Raw genomic sequence first — 20519 nt, 5'->3', positions numbered from 1 at the left:
AATCGTGCAATTGCTTGATGCGGAAAAGAACACTGCCACCTCATGGGGTGGCAGTTCCTCAATAGCAGTCTATTTGATACAGAGTATCGACCCGATCAGATCGGCATTCGCCGCTCACTCTATTAGTCCCAGGTTTAGTTTGAGCCAATTCGATAAAGGCGTCCTCCGTCGGTGATAGCATATAATGCTCCATCGGAGCCCTGTGTGATGTCCCTGAAACGCTGATTTTGATCTGCAAGTAGCCGTTCTTCTCCAACGATCCGGTTGTTCTCTATGACCAAACGGGCGATATGCATTCCGCTAAGTGAGCCAATGAAAAGGTTATTCTGCCACTCTTGAATCGTAGTGCCGTTGAAAAATGTCATCCCACTCGGAGAAATAACCGGGTCCCAATAGTAAGCAGGTTGTTGAAGTCCATCGCGTTGCTGAATCGCGTCACCCACTGGCTGACCGCTGTACTCGATCCCATAAGTAATGGTGGGCCATCCATAATTCTGACCAGCCTGAACGCGGTTGATTTCATCGCCGCCTCGCGGGCCGTGCTCGCTCTGCCAAAGCTCGCCGGTAACCGGATGAAGCGCGAGCCCCTGTGGATTACGGTGGCCTAATGAGAAAATCTCGTGCCTTGCACCGGCCTGACCCGCAAACGGATTGTCGGCAGCTGATTCGCCGTCCCTAGTAATCCTGACAATCTTACCAAGACCGGAATTGAGGGACTGCGCCTGAGGTCTGGTCACTGTTGATGATCTTTCTCCCGTACTCACCAGCAGGTGACCGGTTCGGTCGAACAGAATCCTCCCGCCATAATGGGCACTACTGTTAAAGGCTGGCGTGGCCTGGTAAATTACGGTTGGGCTTTCTATCCTGGTTTCATCAGTAAATAGCCTGCCTCGACCAACAGCTGTGAGCGTTCCACCGGACACTGCTTGTGAGAATACCCAGTAAACCTGCCTGTTAGTTTCAAAAGCAGGGTCGATGCACAAGCCAAGTAGGCCGCCTTGGCCGGACGCATTCACAGCTGGTAATCCGGTGATTGAAGCAACGATCGCTCCGCTTGTGTTAACAATCCGCATCTGTCCCGATTTCTGAGTGATCAGCAAACGTCCATCGGGGAGCGTAGTAATGCCCCAAGGGCTACTTAATTGTTCGGTCAGGATTCGGGAAGTGTATTGTGCTCGAGTTTGGACTGATCGGATGCGGGTTTGTCCTGCAAATGCTGGTGCATAGTTGGTGTTTGGCGCATTGTTTTCGACGCTTGCTGAGTCGGTTTGTTCTGTGCCTCCTTCCACCGGGTCCGGCGAATCCGGATCGTCCTGTTTGCAAGAGGCCAATAATGTTGATGAAAGGAATAATGCTGCTAGGATGTAGGTCTTCATAGTAATAGAGTTTGTGTGATGATTAATTATGCTTGGACCCGCATTTCCATACTGAAGTGGAATCGGTTTATAGACATTTACGCGATATGTGCAGTCATTATTAACGATCTTACGATCGATTCGCCAAACGTCTATTGTGGCCTGCGGAAAAGCAGAATTGGTAAGATGAACGACAACTTCGCACAGAGACATTTAAAGGCCCGGAATTAAAGAACTCCGGGCCTTGACGAAGACTAATATCGGTTTCTATTCAATCTGTCTTCCTAGATAGTCTTTTCGAGTTCGTCCCGGAATGGCTGATTATAATACCGCTTACCTTTCAATTTATACATCGCATTGGCCACTGCGCCAAACACTGGCGGAAATGGCGGCTCGCCAAGGCCGGTCGGATCGAGGTCGTTTTCGACAAAATGCACTTCAATGCTTTTGGGCACTTCATTGATGCGGATCATCCGGTAATTACTGAAATTGTTTTTCTGTGGCACGCCGTCCTTGAAGGTCAGCTCACCATAAAACGAATTGCCAATGCCGTCCACCACCGCTCCCTGCACCATATTCGTTGCAGCATCGGGATTGATGACTATCCCGCAATCCATCGCACTGTAAACCCGATCAACATACGGCTGCCCATCGCGCGTGACCATATCGACGACGTGCGCTGCGTAAGAATTATGGCAGAAATAAGCCGCCACACCACGATGGTATTTTTCATTTCCTGGCTTTCCCCAATTCGATTTATCGCGCACCAGTTTTAGCACACCAGCATAGCGGTCGGGCTCATACTCGTTGTTCTTTCCGACTGGATTTTCCTTTGCCCTTTTCAAGAGCTCTAAACGGAACTCGATCGGATCTTTGCCAGCGGCTTCGGCGACTTCATCCAAAAACGACTGTTCGGCCGCTGCGTTAAAGTTTGAACGCGGCGCACGGAAAGCACCAATAGTAATATTAGACGGGATTTGCCATCCCTCTGCCAAATAGTTGTCAACAGCTCCTGCAGGAAAGCGGTTTGCATGGATTGGATGCTCGGGGATACCTCCGCCTTTCACATGGAATGCGATCAGGTTTTTATTTGCATCCAGTGCAGCGCGGTAGGTTGCCGTGTACATCGGGCGGTAAATGCCGTAGGTCATGTCATCCTCACGGGTGTACATCAGCTTCACCGGAGCTTTCACCTTGCGGGAAATCAGTGCGGCTTCCGAGAGATAATGGGCATAGGCCCTGCGACCGAAACCACCACCCATTCGGGTCATTTGAATTTCGATCCTTTCGGGCGGGAGGTTTAGCAGTTTGGCCAATGTCGGTTCCGCCCAGCCGGGAGCTTGAAGTGGACCGGCCAGCAATGCTTTTTCTTCTGTTACGTGCGCGAAGAAGTTCATGGGCTCCATGCAGTTGTGTGCCAGAAATGGACCGTTATAAGTGCGCTCGATTACTTGAGCCGCATTTTTAAAAGCGTTTTCTGGATCACCGTCTTTTCGCAATTGTTGCGATGGCTTGGCTGCATACTCCTGCATTTGCTGCATTTGAATCAAAGTGCTTTCAAGCGCACCAGGTACTGTTACCTCACGTTTTCCATTTCTCCCGCCCATTGTATCTTTCTGGTCACCCGCAGGCTCCCAATTAGCCACGAGCTTTTTACGGGCTTCCATAACGTGCCATGTACTGCTGCCCACCACTACAAGTAAATCATTAAAAGACCGGGTATCAAAGCCACCTTGCTCGAAACCATCTTCGTATAATTTCAGCGAAAAAACTTCCTTGATTCCCGACATTTTCAGTGTTTCCGCAGCGTCAAAGGATTTTAGTTTCATTCCAAATGCAGGGGGATGCTGGATCATCGCGATCAGCATACCGTCAACACTGTAGTCCAGTCCGAAAAGCGGCTTGCCGGAGGTGATCTTTTGAACCTCTACATTTTTCTTGGACTTTCTGACGACCGTAAACTCCTTCGGTGATTTCAACTTTAAATCCTTCGGCACCGGCACGCTGGCTGCTTTGCTGGCCATCTCACCATATTTTGCCGACTTACCGCTGGAATGCAACAGCACACCCGCCTTGGTAGTCACTTCTCCAACTGGCACATTCCAGGTTTGGGCCGCCGCTTCGCGCAGCATTTGTCTTGCCGCCGCGCCTGCTTCCCGAAGCGGCTTCCAATACATTCTTACCGAGTTGCTTCCTCCGGTAAACTGTGCGCCCAGCTTTACGGGATCATGCGGCCCCATTTCGACTACCACATTCTTCCAGTCCGCATCCAGTTCTTCCGCGACGATCATCGGTAAGGAGGTCATTACATTTTGTCCAAATTCGGGGTTTGGACAAATCAGTCTGATCTTGTTATCTGAGGTAATCTGGATATATCCGTTTAGCTGCGACCATTGATCGGGCAGGTTCAGCGCCTCTGCCTTGTCAGCGGATTTGAATGAAGACAACCAGCTTACGGAAAGCATTAAGCCTCCGCCGGATAGCAGCGAGGCTTTAAGGAATGAGCGCCTGTCCAGCGCATTTTTATCGTTGTTCATGGTAGGTTCAGGTTAAAACTATTTTTTCGGCGCATAAGCACTTTTTGAATCCAGGTAATCCAAGCTTTCTTGAATTCGGCGTGCGATACCGGTGGGAGTGTCCTACCTTCCCCCGGATTCCAACCAGCCAGCACCAATCCGTCGTCGGCGTGCTCAATGAGCTTTTTCATATCCTTGTTGCCGTTTTGTTTTTTGTCGACAAGCTGTCTGGCAAGTTCATGAGGACTTTTACCCTGAAAGACCATGCGCATAGCAGCAGGAGGTAAGTGCCATTCCGGATTTCCCGGTGGCGTGTGCAAACCGGGTGTATTGGTATCCTGGTGGCAGTTGGCACATTTCATCGCAAAAACTCCTTTTCCGTCGACGCCTCTTTTTGGACCCATCGCGTGCAAATGACTATCGTCTCCCTGTAATGGCACATCGCCGGCCGGGTGACAGTTCATACAGCGCGGGCTCATCAGGGTTTTGTAGACCGTTTCAAAAGCCTTGACGGATTCAATGCTATCGCGCTCGGCCAGGTTTAGTCTTATTTCCTTTGTCGGCGGATTTTTCCTAAATGTAGAAGCTGCTACTGAAATAATGAATATCATTAGAGAGAGCAGCATGGCAGCTTTTCGGGTCAGGAAGTACCCAGGCCCTTTGTTCAAATCTTGTTTCATACGGATTAGATTAGGCGTGAATAACTTAACCTTTTACAGGCGCTTTCTTCTGCATTTCCGCAGCCTTGTGAATGGCCTCCCGGATTCGCAAATATGTACCGCACCGGCAAATGTTTCCCGCCATCGCATCGTCGATATCCTGATCGGTCGGATTCGGTTTTTCGCGCAGCAGAACTGCTGCAGACATGATCTGGCCGGAATGGCAGTAACCGCATTGCGGTACGTCAACTTCTTGCCAAGCTTTTTGCACCGGGTGGGAATTGGTTTCGGACAACCCTTCAATTGTGACTACTTTCTTACCTGTCGCGCGGCTGACCTTGGTCACGCACGAACGCACAGCCTCGCCATCTAGGTGCACAACGCAAGCCCCGCATTGCGCAACCCCGCATCCATACTTTGTACCTTTCAGGCCAGCCAGATCGCGGATCGCCCACAAAAGCGGCATTTGAGGATCAGCTTCCAGCTGATAGTCCTTCTTGTTGATATTCAATGTGATCTTCGCCATGTTGAGTTTAGTTAGTCTTCTATTAAGTTACCAAAAAGTCCTGCCATTATTCTTTCAACTTCTTAAATAACAAGGGCATCGTTCCAGGATCGATGGCAGTCATATCTACCAACTTCAATGACTTCACCATGCTAGCTGTACCGGTCTTGTATCTCTGAAAATGAGTTGTTTTCAAATGTTGTTCATATGCTGCCCTGTCGGCATATACTTCCAAAATTCTTACACTTGTAGGGTTTTCATCTGAATACATCGGAAAGATGCTGATCACACCCCTTTCCAACTTGATAGACGCGGCAGCCTCTTCTTTCAAGATAGCCTTATATTCTTCCAGCGAGGCAGGGTCAATTTCAATTTCGGCAATGCGGATCATCATCTTGCTTTGCTGCGCGATAGCGGATTGACATCCAAAAACCAGAATGCATGAAAACGACAAAAACGCAAACAGTAGATGCTTGCGAAATGGTCGAGACCGGCGGGTCGTACCCATACTTGTTAAATCTTCCATCGTAAGAGAGGATAATCGTTATCTATTAGCTCCCGTCGAAACCCTTTCCAAAATTTTATTCGCTTCAACCGCCCTCTGATCTCCAACTTTATCAGCAATAATGTTAAGCAAGTCCTGCAACTGCTTCTTAGAAATGCCTAGATGTAAGCTAATACCAATGTGACCGCTCAACTGAGACTCTACACCACCCAAAGTCGCCAGTATTGAAACAGTGATTAGCTCACGCTGTTTGTAATCCAACACTCCGCGAGTGAAAATGTCGTTAAATAAATGCTCTTTCAACAACGTATCAATACCGGGAACAAATGCTGCATATCCGGTTTTGGGATAGCGGTCTGGTTGTCCGGTCAACGATTCCAACACCTTTTTACCTGACTCGTATTTATTCGATTCAGTGGGTTTGGTTGGCGCTTTACCTGCCGGGTCGTTGATTTTTTTTGCTTTCCGTTCATCGAGAACACTGTTAAAGGTAATGATCCCATTCAGCGCTCGGGGAAAGCCGCAGTATGCTGATACATGTATGAATTCCTCTTTGATCTCATTGATAGACAAACCAGCTACGAGAGCACCATTCAGAGCCGATCGGAGATCTGCAAGATCACCGTTTGCGGTTAACGCAGCGATCTCGATCAAACTTTTTTGCTTCGAATCAAGCTCTTGTGACAGGTCGGCCTTTCCTTGCGCATAGCCAAGGTTTGAAATTGTAAAAGTGGCAATAAACAAGATTACCAACTGCTTCATAGGTCTATCCTTCGTCTAATTGTTATTTATTGACGCCATGTCAATTACAAAACGGTACTTTACGTCACCCTTCTCCAAGCGCTGAAAAGCTTCATTTACTTCTTGAATAGTGATCATTTCAATATCTGCTGTGATATTATTCTCTGCACAAAAGTTTAGCATTTCCTGTGTTTCGGCAATTCCACCAATGTTTGACCCTGCCAAGCTCTTGCGGCCGTGAACAATATTGAATGCACTAACTGGAAGCTCCTCAGCCGGTAGACCCACCATTACTAGCGCACCATCTACGGCTAGCAGATTAAGGAAGGTATTAATATCATGTTTTGCCGATACGGTGTCTATAATGATATCTAGTTTTAAAGATTGACTTATTTGGTTGTCGTCAGAGGACAGGACCACCTGGTCGGCACCTAGTCTTTTGGCATCAATGGCCTTGGACTGCGTTGTTGTAAACACCGTGACATGTGCGCCAAGGGCCTTGGCAATCTTTATGGTTAGATGCCCTAAACCACCAATTCCAACAACACCGACTTTTTTCTCACGATTTGCATTCCAATGCTTTAAAGGCGAGTAAGCAGTAATACCTGCGCACAGCAGGGGTGCAGCTGAAGCCGGATCCAATGAATCCGGAATCTTCAACACATATTTTTCATCCGCAACAATCCTTTGAGAAAAACCACCAAATGTATGTCCACCAATAAACTTATCTTCCGAGCCGTACACGATCGTATTTCCATTTTCACAGAACTGTTCTAAATCTTTCTTACAATAGTCGCAATCGCGGCATGAATCAACCAGACATCCTATCCCGGCCAAATCTCCTACTTTAAATTTCGTCACATGTTCTCCGATCTGGCTAATTCTGCCGATGATCTCATGCCCGGGAACGATTCGATATTTCGTCCCACCCCACTCATTTCGCAACATGTGAAGATCCGTGTGGCATATACCGCAGTAGGTAATTTCAATCTCGACGTCATGCGCCATTATCTGCCTTCTCTCAATACTCATAGCAGCCAGCGGCTGGTTTGAATCGAGCGAACCAACTGCTTTTGTTACGGTTGTTTGCATATGTTTTAATTAGATCTCTTCCTTGGTTAAGTTTTAGGCCTGATTTCAAAAGATTACGTCGGTTCGTGTAAAAGCGCTCAATTAACTTTCAGTGATTTACCTGGCCATTTTCACCGGCCTCAGAAGACGGGAGAAAGTAAGCGAGCCCATTGACCATTCCCCGTCCTCCTTTACATACACCTCGGTCACCATGAATGGATTGATTACCTCATTTCCTCCAACAACAGCTTTTAAATCAATGTCATTTAGGAGGATCGCGGTATTACCAAGGATATTTACCGACGAAGAATAGACCTCTGCTTGTTTGTACCAAATCTCACCGCTTTTAATCACTTCCAGTTCACGCCCTTTTCCCCAGGTTCCACCCATATGGATAAACATTGCTTTCTCATTGAAAAGCCTGGATAAAGAGTCAACTTTTTTCTCGGACATCCACTGCCACTTCTCTTTGGAAAGAGCTATAAGTTTCTTGCCAGCCTCGGTTGTGCTGTCGCTTGATTGAGCAAGGCTGGCGCCCTGGCTCATGATCAGTAAACCGAATCCAGCAATTGTAGAGATAGCCAATTGAGACAAGAGCATGACATTTTGCATGAGGTAAGTAGTTTAGGTTGATTATTTCTCTTCCGCACCAAATTCTTGATCCGTAACCCTTTGAAACCAAATTGTCTTTCCCTTCTGTGAGGGCGAAGTGGCAATGTAGGTCACGCCGGTCTGCTGAGTCGCACCATGCCAATGCTCGACTCCAGGTTGGCATTTAATCACTTCGCCGCGACGCACCGTTTGTTTGGGTTTGCCTTTTTCCTGATAGTAACCAACTCCGTCAGTGATGATCAGAATCTGTCCACCCGGATGTGAGTGCCAATCCAATCTTGCGCCCGCATCGAAGGTTGCTACCGATGTCCCGTAAGCAAATACGCTGTCTGGAGCATTTAATTCCGTTAACCATACATCTCCCACATGGTGAACATTAGGTGATTTTTCACCTTTGGGGAACAGCGGTTTATCTTGAGCCAGTGACCGATTTGCCGTTATCGTTAATCCGGCGAATAATAGATATTTAGTCGCTATCATCTTTTCGTTTCTTGAATGTTCGGATTATCTGTCTACTCGTTTCTGTAACTCATCTGGATACCGCGCCCCGCTGACTTCGAAGTCTGCAATCACATCAGCGATCCATTTCAATTCATATTCTGTGAGCTGAATTTGAGTAGCTCCCAGGTTCTCTTCCAATCTATGCAGCTTTGTTGTGCCAGGAATAGGCACGATCCAAGGCTTTTGAGCCAAAAGCCAGGCTAACGCGATTTGGGCGGGCGTCACAGAAACTCCATTATTTTGTTTCTGTGTAGCTATCGATTTCAGAACCTCAACAAGTCCTTGATTGGCTTTGCGATTTTCGTCTGAAAAGCGCGGGACAATATTGCGAAAGTCACCCTTGTCAAAAGCTGTGCTATGATCAATTTTACCGGTCAAAAAGCCTTTTCCAAGTGGGCTGAATGGAACAAAGCCGATACCAAGCTCTTCCAGTGTGGGAAGAATGCTTTCCTCTGGCTCTCGCCACCAAAGTGAATATTCACTTTGCAATGCCGCAACCGGTTGAACCGGGTGAGCCCGGCGAATTGTCAATGCACTCGCCTCCGACAGCCCAAAGTGCTTCACTTTTCCCTCTTTGATCAATTCCTTTACTGTTCCGGCCACGTCCTCAATGGGGATCAAAGGATCTACACGGTGTTGGTAAAACAAATCGATTGTCTCTACATTCAGCCTTTTGAGCGAAGCCTCTGCAACCACGCGGATATTTTTTGGACGACTGTCAACCCCTTCATTGGGCTTTCCGTTAGTAAATCCAAACTTAGTGGCTATTACGACATTGTTAGCGAAAGGCTTCAATGCTTCACCAACGACTTCCTCGTTGGTGAAAGGGCCATATGCCTCCGCAGTATCAAAAAATGTAACGCCACGTTCGACCGCTGCCCGGATAAGTTTAATCGCCTCTTGTTTATCTGTTGCAGGACCGTAACCGAAGTTCAGTCCCATGCATCCCAGCCCAAGTGTCGAAACTTCCAAGCCGCTATTTCCTAATTGTCTCTTTTTCATACAGACATTACTTTAGTCTTCAAGTTTTCTTTCTCCCAGCCACTTGACCATCGCTGGATCTCTGTGGTCAAAAAAGCTGCTTGCGCTTGTATCGAGTGACTTGATTGCTTCCATATCGTCGCTGTCAAGGGTGAAGTCGAAGACCTCGAAGTTTTCGGCCATTCTTTCCTTCCGCACTGATTTGGGGATCGCAATCACGCCTCGCTGGGTCAACCAGCGTACTACTACCTGTGCGATCGTCTTTCCATATTTGTCGCCAATTGTTTTCAGCAGCTCATTTTGGAAAAGTCCGTTTTTTCCTTCGGCAAATGGCCCCCATGACTGGATTTGGACATTATTGTCTTCCAGAAAGGCCTGCGTTTGGATTTGTTGATGAAATGGGTGCGTTTCAATCTGATTGATGGCAGGAACGATTTCGTTGTGGACAATCAAATCTATCAGTCTGTCCGGGTGAAAGTTGCTAACACCAATCGCACGAATTTTACCTTCTTTATACAAATCCTGCATTGCCCGCCACTCTCCATAGACATCGCCAAATGGCTGATGGATCAGATATAGGTCCAAATAATCAAGTTGCAGTTTACTCATTGACCTTTCAAAAGCTCTTTTAGTGCCTTCGTAGCCATCACCCTGAATCCATAGCTTTGTAGTGATAAAAAGCTCCTCCCTTGGTACGCCACTTTTTTTGATAGCGCTTCCAACTGCCTCTTCGTTTGCATATGCTGCCGCTGTGTCGATCAAGCGGTACCCAGTTTCGATCGCATCTATTACGCTCCGTTCACATTCCTGCAAATCAGGTACCTGGAAAACTCCGAAACCCAAAACTGGCATCTGAACGCCATTGTTCAACTTTATATATTCCATGTGGTCATCTTTTTATATTTCGCGGCACTTTACTATTTCTGTGCCTTTTGGGGTGATCATTCGTTCGGTCACCATGCAAATTTCAGTTATAGTTTATATTCAAATGGTATACATATCCCGGAATTGCTTACCAATATTCCTGATTTGGAATACGCATGGACTCAGGCAGCTCGTTTTTCGCCCTCGCCACCATACAATCTGAAATTTTACGTCACAAACGGGTACTGAAGAAATCAACCAGCTTTGAAACTGCTTGGTTTACATACTCTGGTTTCCAGTATGTTTCTATATGGGTTGCACCATCAATAAGGTACAACTCTTTGTTTTTAGCATTCGACGCTTTTTTAAAAGCATCCTCTGTCATGTAATACGTGTCCGCTTTACTTCCGGCTATCATTAATAGTGGCTGTTGGATCAGATCCATATTGGCGGCGGCATCGAATGTCATCAAATCCAAGAGGCTACTCATCGTATATTTTCCACTGGAATTGGGATGCGCATGGGTCTTACCGTAGTAGATATACCCTTCACGATACAGATCAAACGGCATTTTAGCGATCTGCTCATCAGTAAGGGGCGTTTTATTATCGCCGACGTAAATAACTTCACCAACCTTGGCTTCTTTCTCACGGGCTTCTGAAGCTTGTTTCAAGCGATCCTGGATAGTAGCTAGCTGGGAATTCATAAAGCCGTTTTTACGAACAATACCTGAATTGAACATGCTCAATGTAGCTACTGAGGCAAAGCGCTTATCCGATTGTGCCGCTGCCAAAGAGTAGCCGCCCCCGCCACAGATACCTAACAAAGCAAGTTTAGAAAGGTCAACCCCAGCGTATTGTGAAAGATAGTCTGCCATAGCATGGATATCCTCAATACGGTTAGCTGGCTTGTCTACGTTACGTGGCAGGCCGCCGCTGCCTCCCTGGTAAGCTGCATCGGCCGTAATGGTGATAAATCCATTTTCAGCGAGCCGTTGGGCATACAAACCAGCCACTTGTTCTTTAACACCACCGTTTGGGTGCGCTACGACGATAGCTGGATATTTCTGGGAGGGATTGAAGTTAGCAGGGGTATAGACATTAGCAACAATGTCAATGTCTTTGATTTTATAAGTTACCGGGTGAATGTTAACTTTTCCGGCAACGTTTTCAGTGATAGCCCCGCCATAAACCAGAGTGAACGGATTTTTTCCGGCATTTGACTGATTCTTCACTCTTTTTGTATCTGCACTTGCCAACTCCAATTGTTGGTTTGCTCTCGCCTGGGCATCACTTGTCTCTATACTTCCAGCGGATAGTATTGACGCGCCCATTAAAATTGCTATTGACTTCATATGCCTGTCTGTTTTCTTTTCGTAATTGATGAATTATTCATTTTCTACAATACAAAGTTCGCAAGTCGACCACACCTGATGCTTATACCAATTACAGTATTACTTACCAATATTACCGACCAGAAATGTACTTGGCAGAAAGATGGATTAAACACGCTTACTAACTGTCTGGCGGCAGATATCGGGATACAAAAAACAGCTCATGAAACTATGTTCATAAACTGTCTGTGCCACCGGCTACTACACTAGAAATAAGCTAATTAGGGCATCTTAAAATTTTGAATCCAACTTGTAACCTGATCTTGCACCTGAATCAGCCGATCGCCTTCCATCACGAAGAGCACGCCATCCCGCTCAACGCCTCCCCGCGTAGAGAAGCCGTCTAGTACACGAGTTCCCGAAGCCAGGTTCTTGACTTCTTCAAAAGTACTTCCTATGCCATATCCGGCATTAGTATTGAATGGGGCGATTGTCTTTCCTTTCAAATTATATTGTTTCAAAAAGCTCTTTACTGGAGGCGGCAGCTGCATTCCCCAAGTCGGGAAACCCAGGAAAATCATCTCATATTTTTCGATGCTATCGATGACAGTTGCCAGGGGCGGCAGAAAGCCAGATGCATTTTCACGCGCAACCTGATCTACCGTTGTTTGGTAGTCCTGTGGATATGGATTTTGCAATTCCAGAGCGACTAATCGGCCGCCTGTCTGCTTCTGAATAATTTCGGCGACCGCCTTCGTATTCTTTGTTCGTGAAAGATAGACAATGAGGATTTTCTCGGCCTGAACGGCTGTCATCTTATTTTCTGACGATCCCGGTTGTCCGCTAGTTGAACATCCCATGAACGATAGTATAATCAAAAGGCAAGCACAAATAGGCCAACCATTTACCGGCTGCATTCTCATAGTTTGTAAAAATTTAGCTGACGCAAATACATATACGTCATTAATCAACTGCATTTGCTACTTGACACCTACGATCTTCCGAATCATACCATCTGCCTTCGTCAATACGTACAGTTCGCCTTCGCTATCTTCGGCCAGGCGCAAATCAATTCTACCAGCCCCAGCAATGGCCCCGCGTCCAGGCAAGCCTGGATTCTTGCCGCCTCGCCTTTTGTAAGTTTCTTCCGCAAGGCTACGAATCTGCGTGCCTAGCTCATGAATAGGGGCAAAGGTAAGCGGATTGCCATCGTCTGCTGCAATCACGTCTTTTATGCGAGCGTACCAGATACGGCCGGTTGTAATGTCACCAAAAACGAAAGTGCCTTTTAACATCGGAATCTTTTTGCCTCGATAAACAAAGCCATTGGCTATTGCGTCGCCCCCACCTGGCGCGTGAGGGTAAGCCAATACCGCGTAGGCAGGCTTCACTGTTCCATGTTTCACGACGTCTGTAACCTGAACCGCGATCTGATCATCTGCTGGTATTGGTCCCATCTTGTTACCTTCTTCCATGCTCTGGGAGCCTTCACGCAGGGGATATCCATAGTTTGCTCCTTTCTTTATAATCATCACAGTTTCCCAGCTCACCAAGCCAATGTTAAAAGCGAACAATATTGGCTTTCGGGGACGGGCCGGATCGATGTACCAGGTCAATCGATGCGGATTGCGCAGGCCGTAAGCCCATATCTCTTTTCGCGCACCCGAAATCGAGACAAAAGGATTGTCATTGGGAATTCGGTATTGCCCATTATCGCTTAACGTGCTGGTGGACTTCTGTACGTCCGGCGACGGGATAATTCGGAGCACTTTCCCTTGAAACGTATCGAGCCTTTGTGCATGCATCCTGTTGGGTCCTGGACGTTCACCCGTACCTGCATCACCAATTCCCAGGTACATGACGCGCCAGTCAGTGTCACCGGGCCGGGCAGCCGGATTAAACGTTAGTTCATTAAGAGGGTGGAAAAGTCCAGGCACGTACAAACGAAGCACCTCGCGAGCTGTCCCTTCAAATGTATAATTTCCAATTTTCTGATCCCTCCACTCAACAATAACCAGCTCTCGCTCCATCTGCGGATCACCAGCAGCAACTGGTTTGGCAAGCGCAGGAGTGATATTATATCCTGCAAGATTTAGACCTGGAACTACGCCGGCCTTTGGCATTGGACTTTCACCAGGTGCGGCGACATTCTCCATGTGGAGCGTATAAAAAATGCCGTTTTTCGAATAATCAGGGTCGAAAACAAAATTCATTAGCCCAGACGCGTAGCCCTTCGCGGAAGTCAGTTTCGTAAATAGACCAGCGCGACTATTCGAACCATCGAAGTCCAGGTACGTGGTAAGCTTCTTGGTTTGCTTGTCAAGAATGTACAATTGACCATTCAGGTCATTAATGAAAGTGCGTTTCCCACCAGGCTCATCCAGCATGATGCTGCCACGTGCCAGCACGCCCGTCACGCGGTCAGCAGACATATCCCCTGTGATGGGCATTTCAAGGTAATCGGCCAATTCGATTGTATGTTCTGCATTGGTTTGTATAACATTGACCTTCGCCGCAGCGGCAGCCGCAACTCCCTGCGGCGTGGACAGAGAACGGACGTAGGCAATGACATTCTTAATCTGGCTGTCAGACAGACTTCCCTCGAAAGGAGGCATCATTCCCGATGGGAATCCTTTCTTGACCGTGTTAAAAATCTCTGCGTCAGTCGAGCCGTGATCCCAAGCGTCGTCGGTCAGATTAGGTGGTTGTTTTCCGCCGCGCTCGGTGATAATGGAGAGCTCGATGCCCGCCTTCACAGCTCCCTGAGCCGCATCGCCGTGACAATTTGCGCAGTTAATCGTGTATAAACGCTGGCCCTCTGCCAATGATTGCCTAGTGGTCTGAGAGTAAACCGGCATCGTTGATATGGCGACAGAAAATAAAGATGCCGCAAATTGCTTATACATGTTCATAAAATTTGGTTTTCTAAAATCAGGCTTTCAACTTTTGACACCAGCATACGCGATGGCATATTGGTTTTTACTTATTAAGTTTTGCAGATTTGTCCATCACATCAAGCATGGTTTCTTAGGATCAAAGCCGATGTATTACGGATTAGTGATATACCGACCAATCTCACGGATTTAAATACTCTTGGTTGGTAACTGGAAGTCCCGAAGTTACCCCGCCTTTATCCAGGTTTGGGGTCGCAACAGTATGTACCATCGCTGAATCTGGAGGAGCTCCATGCCAGTGCATTGCACCTGGCGGAGCAATAATAGCCTCACCTTGACGAAGAATTTGCTTAGGCTTTCCCTTTTCCTGATACCATGCTGTTCCCTTTGTTACAACAATAACCTGGCCGCCTGCGTGAGAATGCCAGATCGTTCGTGCGCCCGGACCAAAACTGACTGTACTCACACCACAGTTTATTTCAGCTACTCTAGGGAGGCGACTCACCGAAGACTGCCCTCCCGTAATAAACCCGCCACTCTGATTCCGCGTTGTGTCGGCCGACCCTACCGAAGCGGTCTGCTGTTGTGCACAAAGCCTCGCACAGAAGCAAATGGACAAAATTATAGCTGTCAAATTGATGACAAATCGCTTTTTCATATGTTTGAAAGGTCGAATGGTAAAGTTCTCAAACGTTTTCCGGTGGCTGCAAATATGGCGTTGCCCAATGCGGGTGCAAAAGGTGGTACACTGGGCTCACCGACTCCCTTCATCCGACTGCCGTCGGCGATAATATGAACCTCGATAGGAAATATTTCATTAATGCGTGGAACAGGGCTATCGTAAAAATTATTTTGTTCGACCATGCCGTCTTTAAAGGTAATTCCCGGTTTCACAGCCGCAGAATAGGCCATCACAACACCACCTTCCATCTGGTTCTTGACATTATCTGGATTAACGACAATACCCAGATCAATCACGACAGTAACTTTGTCAACCCTTACAATTTTCTTTTCACCGTCATAGGTAACCTGGACAACTTGACCGCATTGGCATCCGAAGAATTTCCATTGGCTTACTCCACGTCCTTGGTAACTTTGTAAGGGTTTATCCCATCCCGACACCTCTTTTAGCTTGGTTAGCAGCTTTTTTGTATCCGAATTTTCATCAACTAAGCTTAACCGAAATTCCATCGGATCAATCCCGACCTTATGTGCCAGCTCATCAATAAAGCTCTCGTGCGGAAAGCAGATCGTCGAGCTTACGACTGATCGAAATGCAGCGCCAGGAATGTGCGAATCAGTTTTGACATAGGACGTTTTAAGATTTGGGATTTGATAATCCTGATCGCCTATACCTTCAACCATACTAGGATCGAGTTTGGTCTGGTCAAAATTCTTGAACAGCGATTCATGGAAGTTCGGGCCAATGACTTTATGGCGAAACGCAGTCAGTTTCTTCTGGTCGCTCACTGTTCCGCTTAACTTAGAGAATGTCATCATTCGCCATGGGCCATTTTTGATAACTTCTTCCCTTGACCAAAGCGTTTTCACAGGCTTATCCACTAGTTTGGCGACATTGACTGCCTCAACTATGTAATCATAATACAAACGTCTACCGAACCCCCCGCCGATAAACATGTTGTGGTACTTAACACTTTCGGGCTTAAAGCCAGTCAGCGCAGGTATATCGTTTGAGCCAGAACCAGTTATAAGGTTGGGCACCTGTGTCGATGACCATATTTCGACCTTATCACCTGTAACTTGTGCAACACAAACCATCGGTTCCATTGTCTGGTGCGAAATCACCGGCGTTTCATAAAATGCCTCGATGGTATTCTCAGCGGTTACTACAACCGAATCAATCGCACCAATATTTTTATCAACCATACCCTCCTTATATTGCTGTTGACGCAAGTACTGGTCATATTCTTGAGAATTGTATCGTTCGAAGCCTTTAGTATCCCATTCAACTCTCAGTTTTTTACGGCCTTGCAGCGCATTCCAGTAGGAATTGGCAATTACGGCCACTCCGATGAAGCTATAAATACCAACGATCCTTTCAACCGGAGCCACCTTGATCACACCAGGCACTTTCAGCGCATCAGATGCATCAAAACTTTTTAGTGTACCTCCAACTACCGGACATCGGTATACGCTTGCATGCAGCATCTCGGGTAATTCTACGTCAATTCCAAAGACTGCGGCCCCGCATGTCTTTAATGGTACATCGGGCCTATGCGACTGTTTTCCGATAATTTTAAAATCCTTCGGATCTTTGAGCTTCGGCTGTTTTGGTAATTCTAATTTCGAAGCTTCAGTCAATAACTCTCCGTAAGTAGCTGATTTTTTTGTCCCCATATGTAGCACTCTGCCATACTCAGCATAACAGGTCGATTCATCAACCTGCCAAATTCTACTGGCAGCAGTAATAAACACCGCCTTCGCAGCTGCACCAACTTTACGCATCTGCTCATAACTTCCTCTGACAGATGTGCTCCCACCGGCACGCTGCCCATTCCCAAATTCCTTCTCACCGCCGGTATTTTTAATCGTAACCTGATCCAAGGACACCTCAAACTCTTCTGCAATCAATGCAGGTATCGATTGATACGTTCCTTGGCCCATTTCTGGCTTTATGTTGAATAATGTAATATTTCCGTTAGCTTCAACCAGGATAAACGGTGTGAAATTACTGGCTTCAACGCCGGTCGCCTTTCTAGGGAAACCCTTTGCCGAAAGTCCAAGCCAAAGTGCCGCGCTACCAACAGATGCCCCTCGGATAAAATGACGCCTTGAAATATTGTTCATATCGCTATCTAATGGGTTAGATTGACAGGGTTACACGAAGTAACTAGTCGAGATTTTTCTCTTTCAAGAATTTGGACATTTGGTCGGCCACCTCAATGTTATTCAAGTCTGAGAAAGGAAAGTGCGTGTTGCCTTTGATCCCGATTTCCGGTAGATGCACAACTGTAACATCCCCACCGTGCTTGTTGACCACATCACGCCAAAGACGCGCCATTTCAAGTCTTGCACGCCAGCCATCTTGACCGGGATTATCGATTTGCTGCGCCGGAATAAAATCACCGTAGTAAATGATAATCGGAATCTTGGTCAGCTTCATGAACTCTTCTAATGGGATACCTACCCCTTCTAGCGGGCCTGATGAACTAGCGATTGGAGCTGGTACTTCCCAAGTTGGAAAGACGAACCCGCTTCCAGGCTCATAAGAAACGATTGCTTTAACTTTGCTATTCTTTAATGCGGTTTGCCAACCAAAACCTCCCGAGTGGGAGTGGGTTACCAGAATTCCCTCACCAATCCTATCAAAAAGTTTTGATGTTGCACCAGAGATAACTTCCGTATCGAATCCCCCTATATTTGGTGTTATTTGGCGAAAATATTGATTGAGCGCCTCCGGATCTTTCGAGAATTGGACCCCAGGAAAATAATCAGGCCAAATCCCCACTCTAAATGTCCCAAACCATCCCTGTTCGTCGGGGATTGGGTCGATCTTCGCAGCGACGGTACTCCTTCCAGCATTGCCACGCCTAGGCTGATCAATAAGATATACTCCGAACCCACGACGTAGAAATATGTTCTGAAAGCCCTCTCGACCATCAGGCGTTGTCTCCCAGGTCTTTGAGAACTGACCGATACCATGCCAGAAAACGAGCGGCAGTTTTCGTGCTTTGTCCGGGATTTGATAAAACACATAGGCATGATCACCATGATAAGTTTGTCCATCAGGTGTTCTCGTCTTCGGATCGAAGGTTCCTGGGTTAGTTATCACACTTCCTCCCACCGCAAAGCTTCCTTGCTCCCGAAGCGTGATCAGACCATTACCCGTTCCATTTTTGCTACTGGAACATGAAATGCCGATCAAAGAAGAGCCTATGATAACCGCCAAAATTTTTATCCGAGTTAATCCTAATTTTTTCATTCTGTATCAAATATGGTCTACCAAATCACTGAAGTCCACAACCGCGCCCAATGCGGCTAGTTGGTTACCTTGCAAAATTGCCTAGAAAAAAGGCCGAGCGTTGTATACGGATTACGGAAATGCTTACCAATATTACTTATCCAGAAAAGATTACAATAAAAACAAGACGTGCAGCATTAAGTTTGTGCTCAGAAATTTAAAAATCAGCGACATGGAAGATGTACTTAGGTTTAATAGTATTCAGGAGTACAACACGTTCAATAAACATGAAACTTTATACCCACTGGTAAGTGTGGTTGATTTGTCAAAGGCCGACCCACGAGAATCGCGCCGAATGGCATATGAGTTCTACGTGGTGTTTCTTAAAGAAATCAAGTGTGGGGATCTGCGGTACGGGTTGAATTATTACGATTATGAGGAAGGTACCTTGATCTTCCTGGCGCCAGGTCAGGTAATCGGAGAAAATATCAAGGATAACTTCTATCAACCTCAAGGCCTGGCACTGGTGTTCCATCCGGATCTATTACATGGCACAGGCCTTGGAAAGCACATCGATCAATATACGTTTTTCTCTTACGAAGTAACCGAGGCACTCCACCTATCAAAGCAGGAGCGCAAGATAATCACAGATTGTCTTGCTAAAATTGAGTATGAAATAAGTGGGAGGATTGACAAGCATAGCCGGCGACTGATTACTGCTAATATTGAGTTGTTTCTCGAGTACTGCGTAAGGTTCTACGACCGGCAGTTCATCACCAGGGAAACAGTAAACAAAGGCATACTGGAAAGGTTCGAAACTTTGCTTAACAAATATTTCAAGTCAGATAAGCCTCAGCAGCTAGGCCTTCCGACCGTAGCATACTGCGCTGATCAGCTTCACACATCTGCAAATTATTTTGGTGATTTAATCAAAAAAGAAACTGGTAAGACTGCCCAAGAATACATTCAGGTGAAAATTATCAGTATGGCAAAGGAGCTAATTTCCGACCATGACAAATCCTTTAGTGAAATCGCGTACGAGCTAGGATTTAAGTACCCGCAGCACTTCACGCGCCTGTTTAAACAGCGAGTTGGGCAGACCCCCAATGAGTACCGAGTCCTTCACAACCCTAACTGATCATCTTGTGTCTTTGGGTTCAATACTCGATTGAAGGAATATTGTTCACTGTTGTGTGCCGAATAAACCTCATTTAGCCGCAAATAAACCCTGGAACATAATTTCAATTTATTAGATATGAAACACTTACTTAAAATAACAGCTTTTATTTGCTGCCTTCTCGCACCGACTTACGATGTAAATGCGCAGAGAAAAAAAAACGACTATAGTGAAAAAAATACAAGCATTTTCCCAAGAGGACAGCGAGTGCCGGCGAACAATTTTACAGGCAAGGCATGGGTCCAACAATTGATCCTACCGGATAGCGCATTCAACATCCCAGTAGGTAATGTTACATTTGAAGCAGGAGCACGAACATACTGGCACTCACATCCCGGAGGGCAAGCTTTGCTGGCGCTTGATGGGGTTGGCTACTACCAGGAGAAGGGGAAGGAAATCCAGGTTCTTCGAAAGGGTGATACCATAAAGTGCCCGCCGAATACACCACATTGGCATGGCGCGTCCCCAGAGACAGGCTTTACGCAAATCGCAATTACTCCAAACACTTCTAGTGGCAGGGTGAACTGGCTACAGCCGGTAACTGACCAGGAATATTCCAGCTTTAGAAAATAAATGCGTTTTGCTGAAATCATCACCAGAACGGCGATCAGAGAATTGAAAACTAAGCTATAATTTTGTAGCTATTTTTCAGCGTGATGTCATGCTAATCATGTATGTATGCAGTCAGCTACATATGATTTCAGCGTGATATGTCTTATTGTATAAACGTTCTATTAGGCCTAACTCTTATTGACTACAGTACACTTTAATATGGTATATGGCAGATTAATCGAACTAAATCAGGCCAATAAGAGATCAACCCGTGGATTTTTCAACTAAATCAAAAGTACGTTTTAACGACGGTATTTATGAAAAGTTGAAC

19 protein-coding genes are annotated in these 20519 nt (G+C 46.5%); 2 read left to right on the top strand and 17 right to left on the bottom strand.

The window, feature by feature from the left end; genetic code table 11:
- Window positions 1-134 precede the first annotated feature (134 nt).
- The 17 genes from FEM33_RS05020 to FEM33_RS04940 all read right to left on the bottom strand — a co-directional run bounded on the left by FEM33_RS05020 (window position 135) and on the right by FEM33_RS04940 (window position 18480).
- The gene (locus FEM33_RS05020; RefSeq protein ID WP_139011007.1) at window positions 135-1376 is read right to left on the bottom strand and encodes a PQQ-dependent sugar dehydrogenase; all 1242 of its coding nucleotides are present in this window, start codon (window positions 1374-1376) and stop codon (window positions 135-137) included.
- Window positions 1377-1639: 263 nt separating this feature from the next.
- Complete coding sequence (locus FEM33_RS05015; RefSeq protein WP_139011006.1) at window positions 1640-3892, bottom strand: xanthine dehydrogenase family protein molybdopterin-binding subunit; 2253 nt, start codon at window positions 3890-3892, stop codon at window positions 1640-1642.
- A complete protein-coding gene (locus FEM33_RS05010; RefSeq protein ID WP_201747698.1) occupies window positions 3889-4551 on the bottom strand; it encodes a hypothetical protein in 663 nt (220 codons plus the stop codon). The genes FEM33_RS05015 and FEM33_RS05010 overlap by 4 nt, the downstream gene beginning before the upstream one ends.
- 25 nt (window positions 4552-4576) lie before the next feature.
- Window positions 4577-5056: a (2Fe-2S)-binding protein gene (locus tag FEM33_RS05005; protein ID WP_139011005.1), complete on the bottom strand. Its 480-nt coding sequence runs from the start codon at window positions 5054-5056 to the stop codon at window positions 4577-4579.
- Between the two features lie 46 nt (window positions 5057-5102).
- On the bottom strand, window positions 5103-5561 hold the full coding sequence (locus tag FEM33_RS05000; protein WP_229214098.1) for a putative quinol monooxygenase: 459 nt from the start codon (window positions 5559-5561) through the stop codon (window positions 5103-5105).
- 18 nt (window positions 5562-5579) lie between these two features.
- Complete coding sequence (locus tag FEM33_RS04995; protein WP_139011004.1) at window positions 5580-6302, bottom strand: carboxymuconolactone decarboxylase family protein; 723 nt, start codon at window positions 6300-6302, stop codon at window positions 5580-5582.
- A gap of 15 nt (window positions 6303-6317) precedes the next feature.
- Window positions 6318-7373 (bottom strand): NAD(P)-dependent alcohol dehydrogenase, encoded by a 1056-nt coding sequence (locus FEM33_RS04990; RefSeq protein WP_139011003.1) that lies wholly within the window; start codon window positions 7371-7373, stop codon window positions 6318-6320.
- A 96-nt stretch (window positions 7374-7469) separates the two neighbouring features.
- Window positions 7470-7964: a nuclear transport factor 2 family protein gene (locus FEM33_RS04985; RefSeq protein WP_229214097.1), complete on the bottom strand. Its 495-nt coding sequence runs from the start codon at window positions 7962-7964 to the stop codon at window positions 7470-7472.
- Between the two features lie 21 nt (window positions 7965-7985).
- Complete coding sequence (locus FEM33_RS04980; protein ID WP_139011002.1) at window positions 7986-8444, bottom strand: cupin domain-containing protein; 459 nt, start codon at window positions 8442-8444, stop codon at window positions 7986-7988.
- A 24-nt stretch (window positions 8445-8468) separates the two neighbouring features.
- Entirely contained in the window at window positions 8469-9467 is a 999-nt protein-coding gene (locus FEM33_RS04975; protein WP_139011001.1) for an aldo/keto reductase, read from the bottom strand.
- 12 nt (window positions 9468-9479) lie between these two features.
- Entirely contained in the window at window positions 9480-10331 is an 852-nt protein-coding gene (locus FEM33_RS04970; RefSeq protein ID WP_139011000.1) for an aldo/keto reductase, read from the bottom strand.
- 211 nt (window positions 10332-10542) lie between these two features.
- Window positions 10543-11664: an alpha/beta hydrolase gene (locus FEM33_RS04965; protein WP_229214096.1), complete on the bottom strand. Its 1122-nt coding sequence runs from the start codon at window positions 11662-11664 to the stop codon at window positions 10543-10545.
- 260 nt (window positions 11665-11924) lie between these two features.
- The gene (locus FEM33_RS04960; RefSeq protein ID WP_229214095.1) at window positions 11925-12458 is read right to left on the bottom strand and encodes a flavodoxin family protein; all 534 of its coding nucleotides are present in this window, start codon (window positions 12456-12458) and stop codon (window positions 11925-11927) included.
- Window positions 12459-12623: 165 nt separating this feature from the next.
- On the bottom strand, window positions 12624-14555 hold the full coding sequence (locus FEM33_RS04955; RefSeq protein ID WP_139010999.1) for a PQQ-dependent sugar dehydrogenase: 1932 nt from the start codon (window positions 14553-14555) through the stop codon (window positions 12624-12626).
- Between the two features lie 163 nt (window positions 14556-14718).
- Window positions 14719-15195, bottom strand: a complete 477-nt coding sequence (locus tag FEM33_RS26525; protein ID WP_139010998.1) for a cupin domain-containing protein — start codon at window positions 15193-15195, stop codon at window positions 14719-14721.
- Window positions 15192-17345 (bottom strand): xanthine dehydrogenase family protein molybdopterin-binding subunit, encoded by a 2154-nt coding sequence (locus tag FEM33_RS04945; RefSeq protein ID WP_139010997.1) that lies wholly within the window; start codon window positions 17343-17345, stop codon window positions 15192-15194. Before FEM33_RS04945 ends, FEM33_RS26525 begins: the two co-directional genes overlap by 4 nt.
- A gap of 43 nt (window positions 17346-17388) precedes the next feature.
- On the bottom strand, window positions 17389-18480 hold the full coding sequence (locus tag FEM33_RS04940; RefSeq protein ID WP_139010996.1) for an alpha/beta hydrolase: 1092 nt from the start codon (window positions 18478-18480) through the stop codon (window positions 17389-17391).
- Between the two features lie 211 nt (window positions 18481-18691).
- Between FEM33_RS04940 and FEM33_RS04935 the strand changes: the two genes are divergently transcribed.
- Window positions 18692-19597, top strand: a complete 906-nt coding sequence (locus FEM33_RS04935) for a helix-turn-helix domain-containing protein (RefSeq protein ID WP_139010995.1) — start codon at window positions 18692-18694, stop codon at window positions 19595-19597.
- Between the two features lie 117 nt (window positions 19598-19714).
- The gene (locus FEM33_RS04930; protein ID WP_139010994.1) at window positions 19715-20209 is read left to right on the top strand and encodes a cupin domain-containing protein; all 495 of its coding nucleotides are present in this window, start codon (window positions 19715-19717) and stop codon (window positions 20207-20209) included.
- Window positions 20210-20519: the final 310 nt, after the last annotated feature.

It is taken from the genome of Dyadobacter flavalbus (assembly GCF_006149045.1).
Taxonomy (GTDB): Bacteria; Bacteroidota; Bacteroidia; order Cytophagales; family Spirosomataceae; genus Dyadobacter; species Dyadobacter flavalbus.
The sequence above is the reverse complement of the archived record's forward strand: the minus strand, read 5'-3'. Positions and strand labels throughout refer to the sequence as shown.

Excerpts from the sequence above, each read along its gene's own strand:
- FEM33_RS04985 (WP_229214097.1), bottom strand. The coding sequence starts at position 7,964 with ATGCAAAATGTCATGCTCTTGTCTCAATTGGCTATCTCTACAATTGCT.
- FEM33_RS04960 (WP_229214095.1), bottom strand. The coding sequence starts at position 12,458 with ATGACAGCCGTTCAGGCCGAGAAAATCCTCATTGTCTATCTTTCACGA.
- FEM33_RS04980 (WP_139011002.1), bottom strand. The coding sequence starts at position 8,444 with ATGATAGCGACTAAATATCTATTATTCGCCGGATTAACGATAACGGCA.
- FEM33_RS04955 (WP_139010999.1), bottom strand. The coding sequence starts at position 14,555 with ATGAACATGTATAAGCAATTTGCGGCATCTTTATTTTCTGTCGCCATA.
- FEM33_RS04940 (WP_139010996.1), bottom strand. The coding sequence starts at position 18,480 with ATGAAAAAATTAGGATTAACTCGGATAAAAATTTTGGCGGTTATCATA.
- FEM33_RS05015 (WP_139011006.1), bottom strand. The coding sequence starts at position 3,892 with ATGAACAACGATAAAAATGCGCTGGACAGGCGCTCATTCCTTAAAGCC.
- FEM33_RS04975 (WP_139011001.1), bottom strand. The coding sequence starts at position 9,467 with ATGAAAAAGAGACAATTAGGAAATAGCGGCTTGGAAGTTTCGACACTT.
- FEM33_RS04945 (WP_139010997.1), bottom strand. The coding sequence starts at position 17,345 with ATGAACAATATTTCAAGGCGTCATTTTATCCGAGGGGCATCTGTTGGT.
- FEM33_RS04930 (WP_139010994.1), top strand. The coding sequence starts at position 19,715 with ATGAAACACTTACTTAAAATAACAGCTTTTATTTGCTGCCTTCTCGCA.
- FEM33_RS05000 (WP_229214098.1), bottom strand. The coding sequence starts at position 5,561 with ATGGAAGATTTAACAAGTATGGGTACGACCCGCCGGTCTCGACCATTT.
- FEM33_RS04935 (WP_139010995.1), top strand. The coding sequence starts at position 18,692 with ATGGAAGATGTACTTAGGTTTAATAGTATTCAGGAGTACAACACGTTC.
- FEM33_RS04970 (WP_139011000.1), bottom strand. The coding sequence starts at position 10,331 with ATGGAATATATAAAGTTGAACAATGGCGTTCAGATGCCAGTTTTGGGT.
- FEM33_RS05005 (WP_139011005.1), bottom strand. The coding sequence starts at position 5,056 with ATGGCGAAGATCACATTGAATATCAACAAGAAGGACTATCAGCTGGAA.
- FEM33_RS26525 (WP_139010998.1), bottom strand. The coding sequence starts at position 15,195 with ATGAAAAAGCGATTTGTCATCAATTTGACAGCTATAATTTTGTCCATT.
- FEM33_RS05010 (WP_201747698.1), bottom strand. The coding sequence starts at position 4,551 with ATGAAACAAGATTTGAACAAAGGGCCTGGGTACTTCCTGACCCGAAAA.
- FEM33_RS04965 (WP_229214096.1), bottom strand. The coding sequence starts at position 11,664 with ATGAAGTCAATAGCAATTTTAATGGGCGCGTCAATACTATCCGCTGGA.
- FEM33_RS05020 (WP_139011007.1), bottom strand. The coding sequence starts at position 1,376 with ATGAAGACCTACATCCTAGCAGCATTATTCCTTTCATCAACATTATTG.
- FEM33_RS04990 (WP_139011003.1), bottom strand. The coding sequence starts at position 7,373 with ATGCAAACAACCGTAACAAAAGCAGTTGGTTCGCTCGATTCAAACCAG.
- FEM33_RS04995 (WP_139011004.1), bottom strand. The coding sequence starts at position 6,302 with ATGAAGCAGTTGGTAATCTTGTTTATTGCCACTTTTACAATTTCAAAC.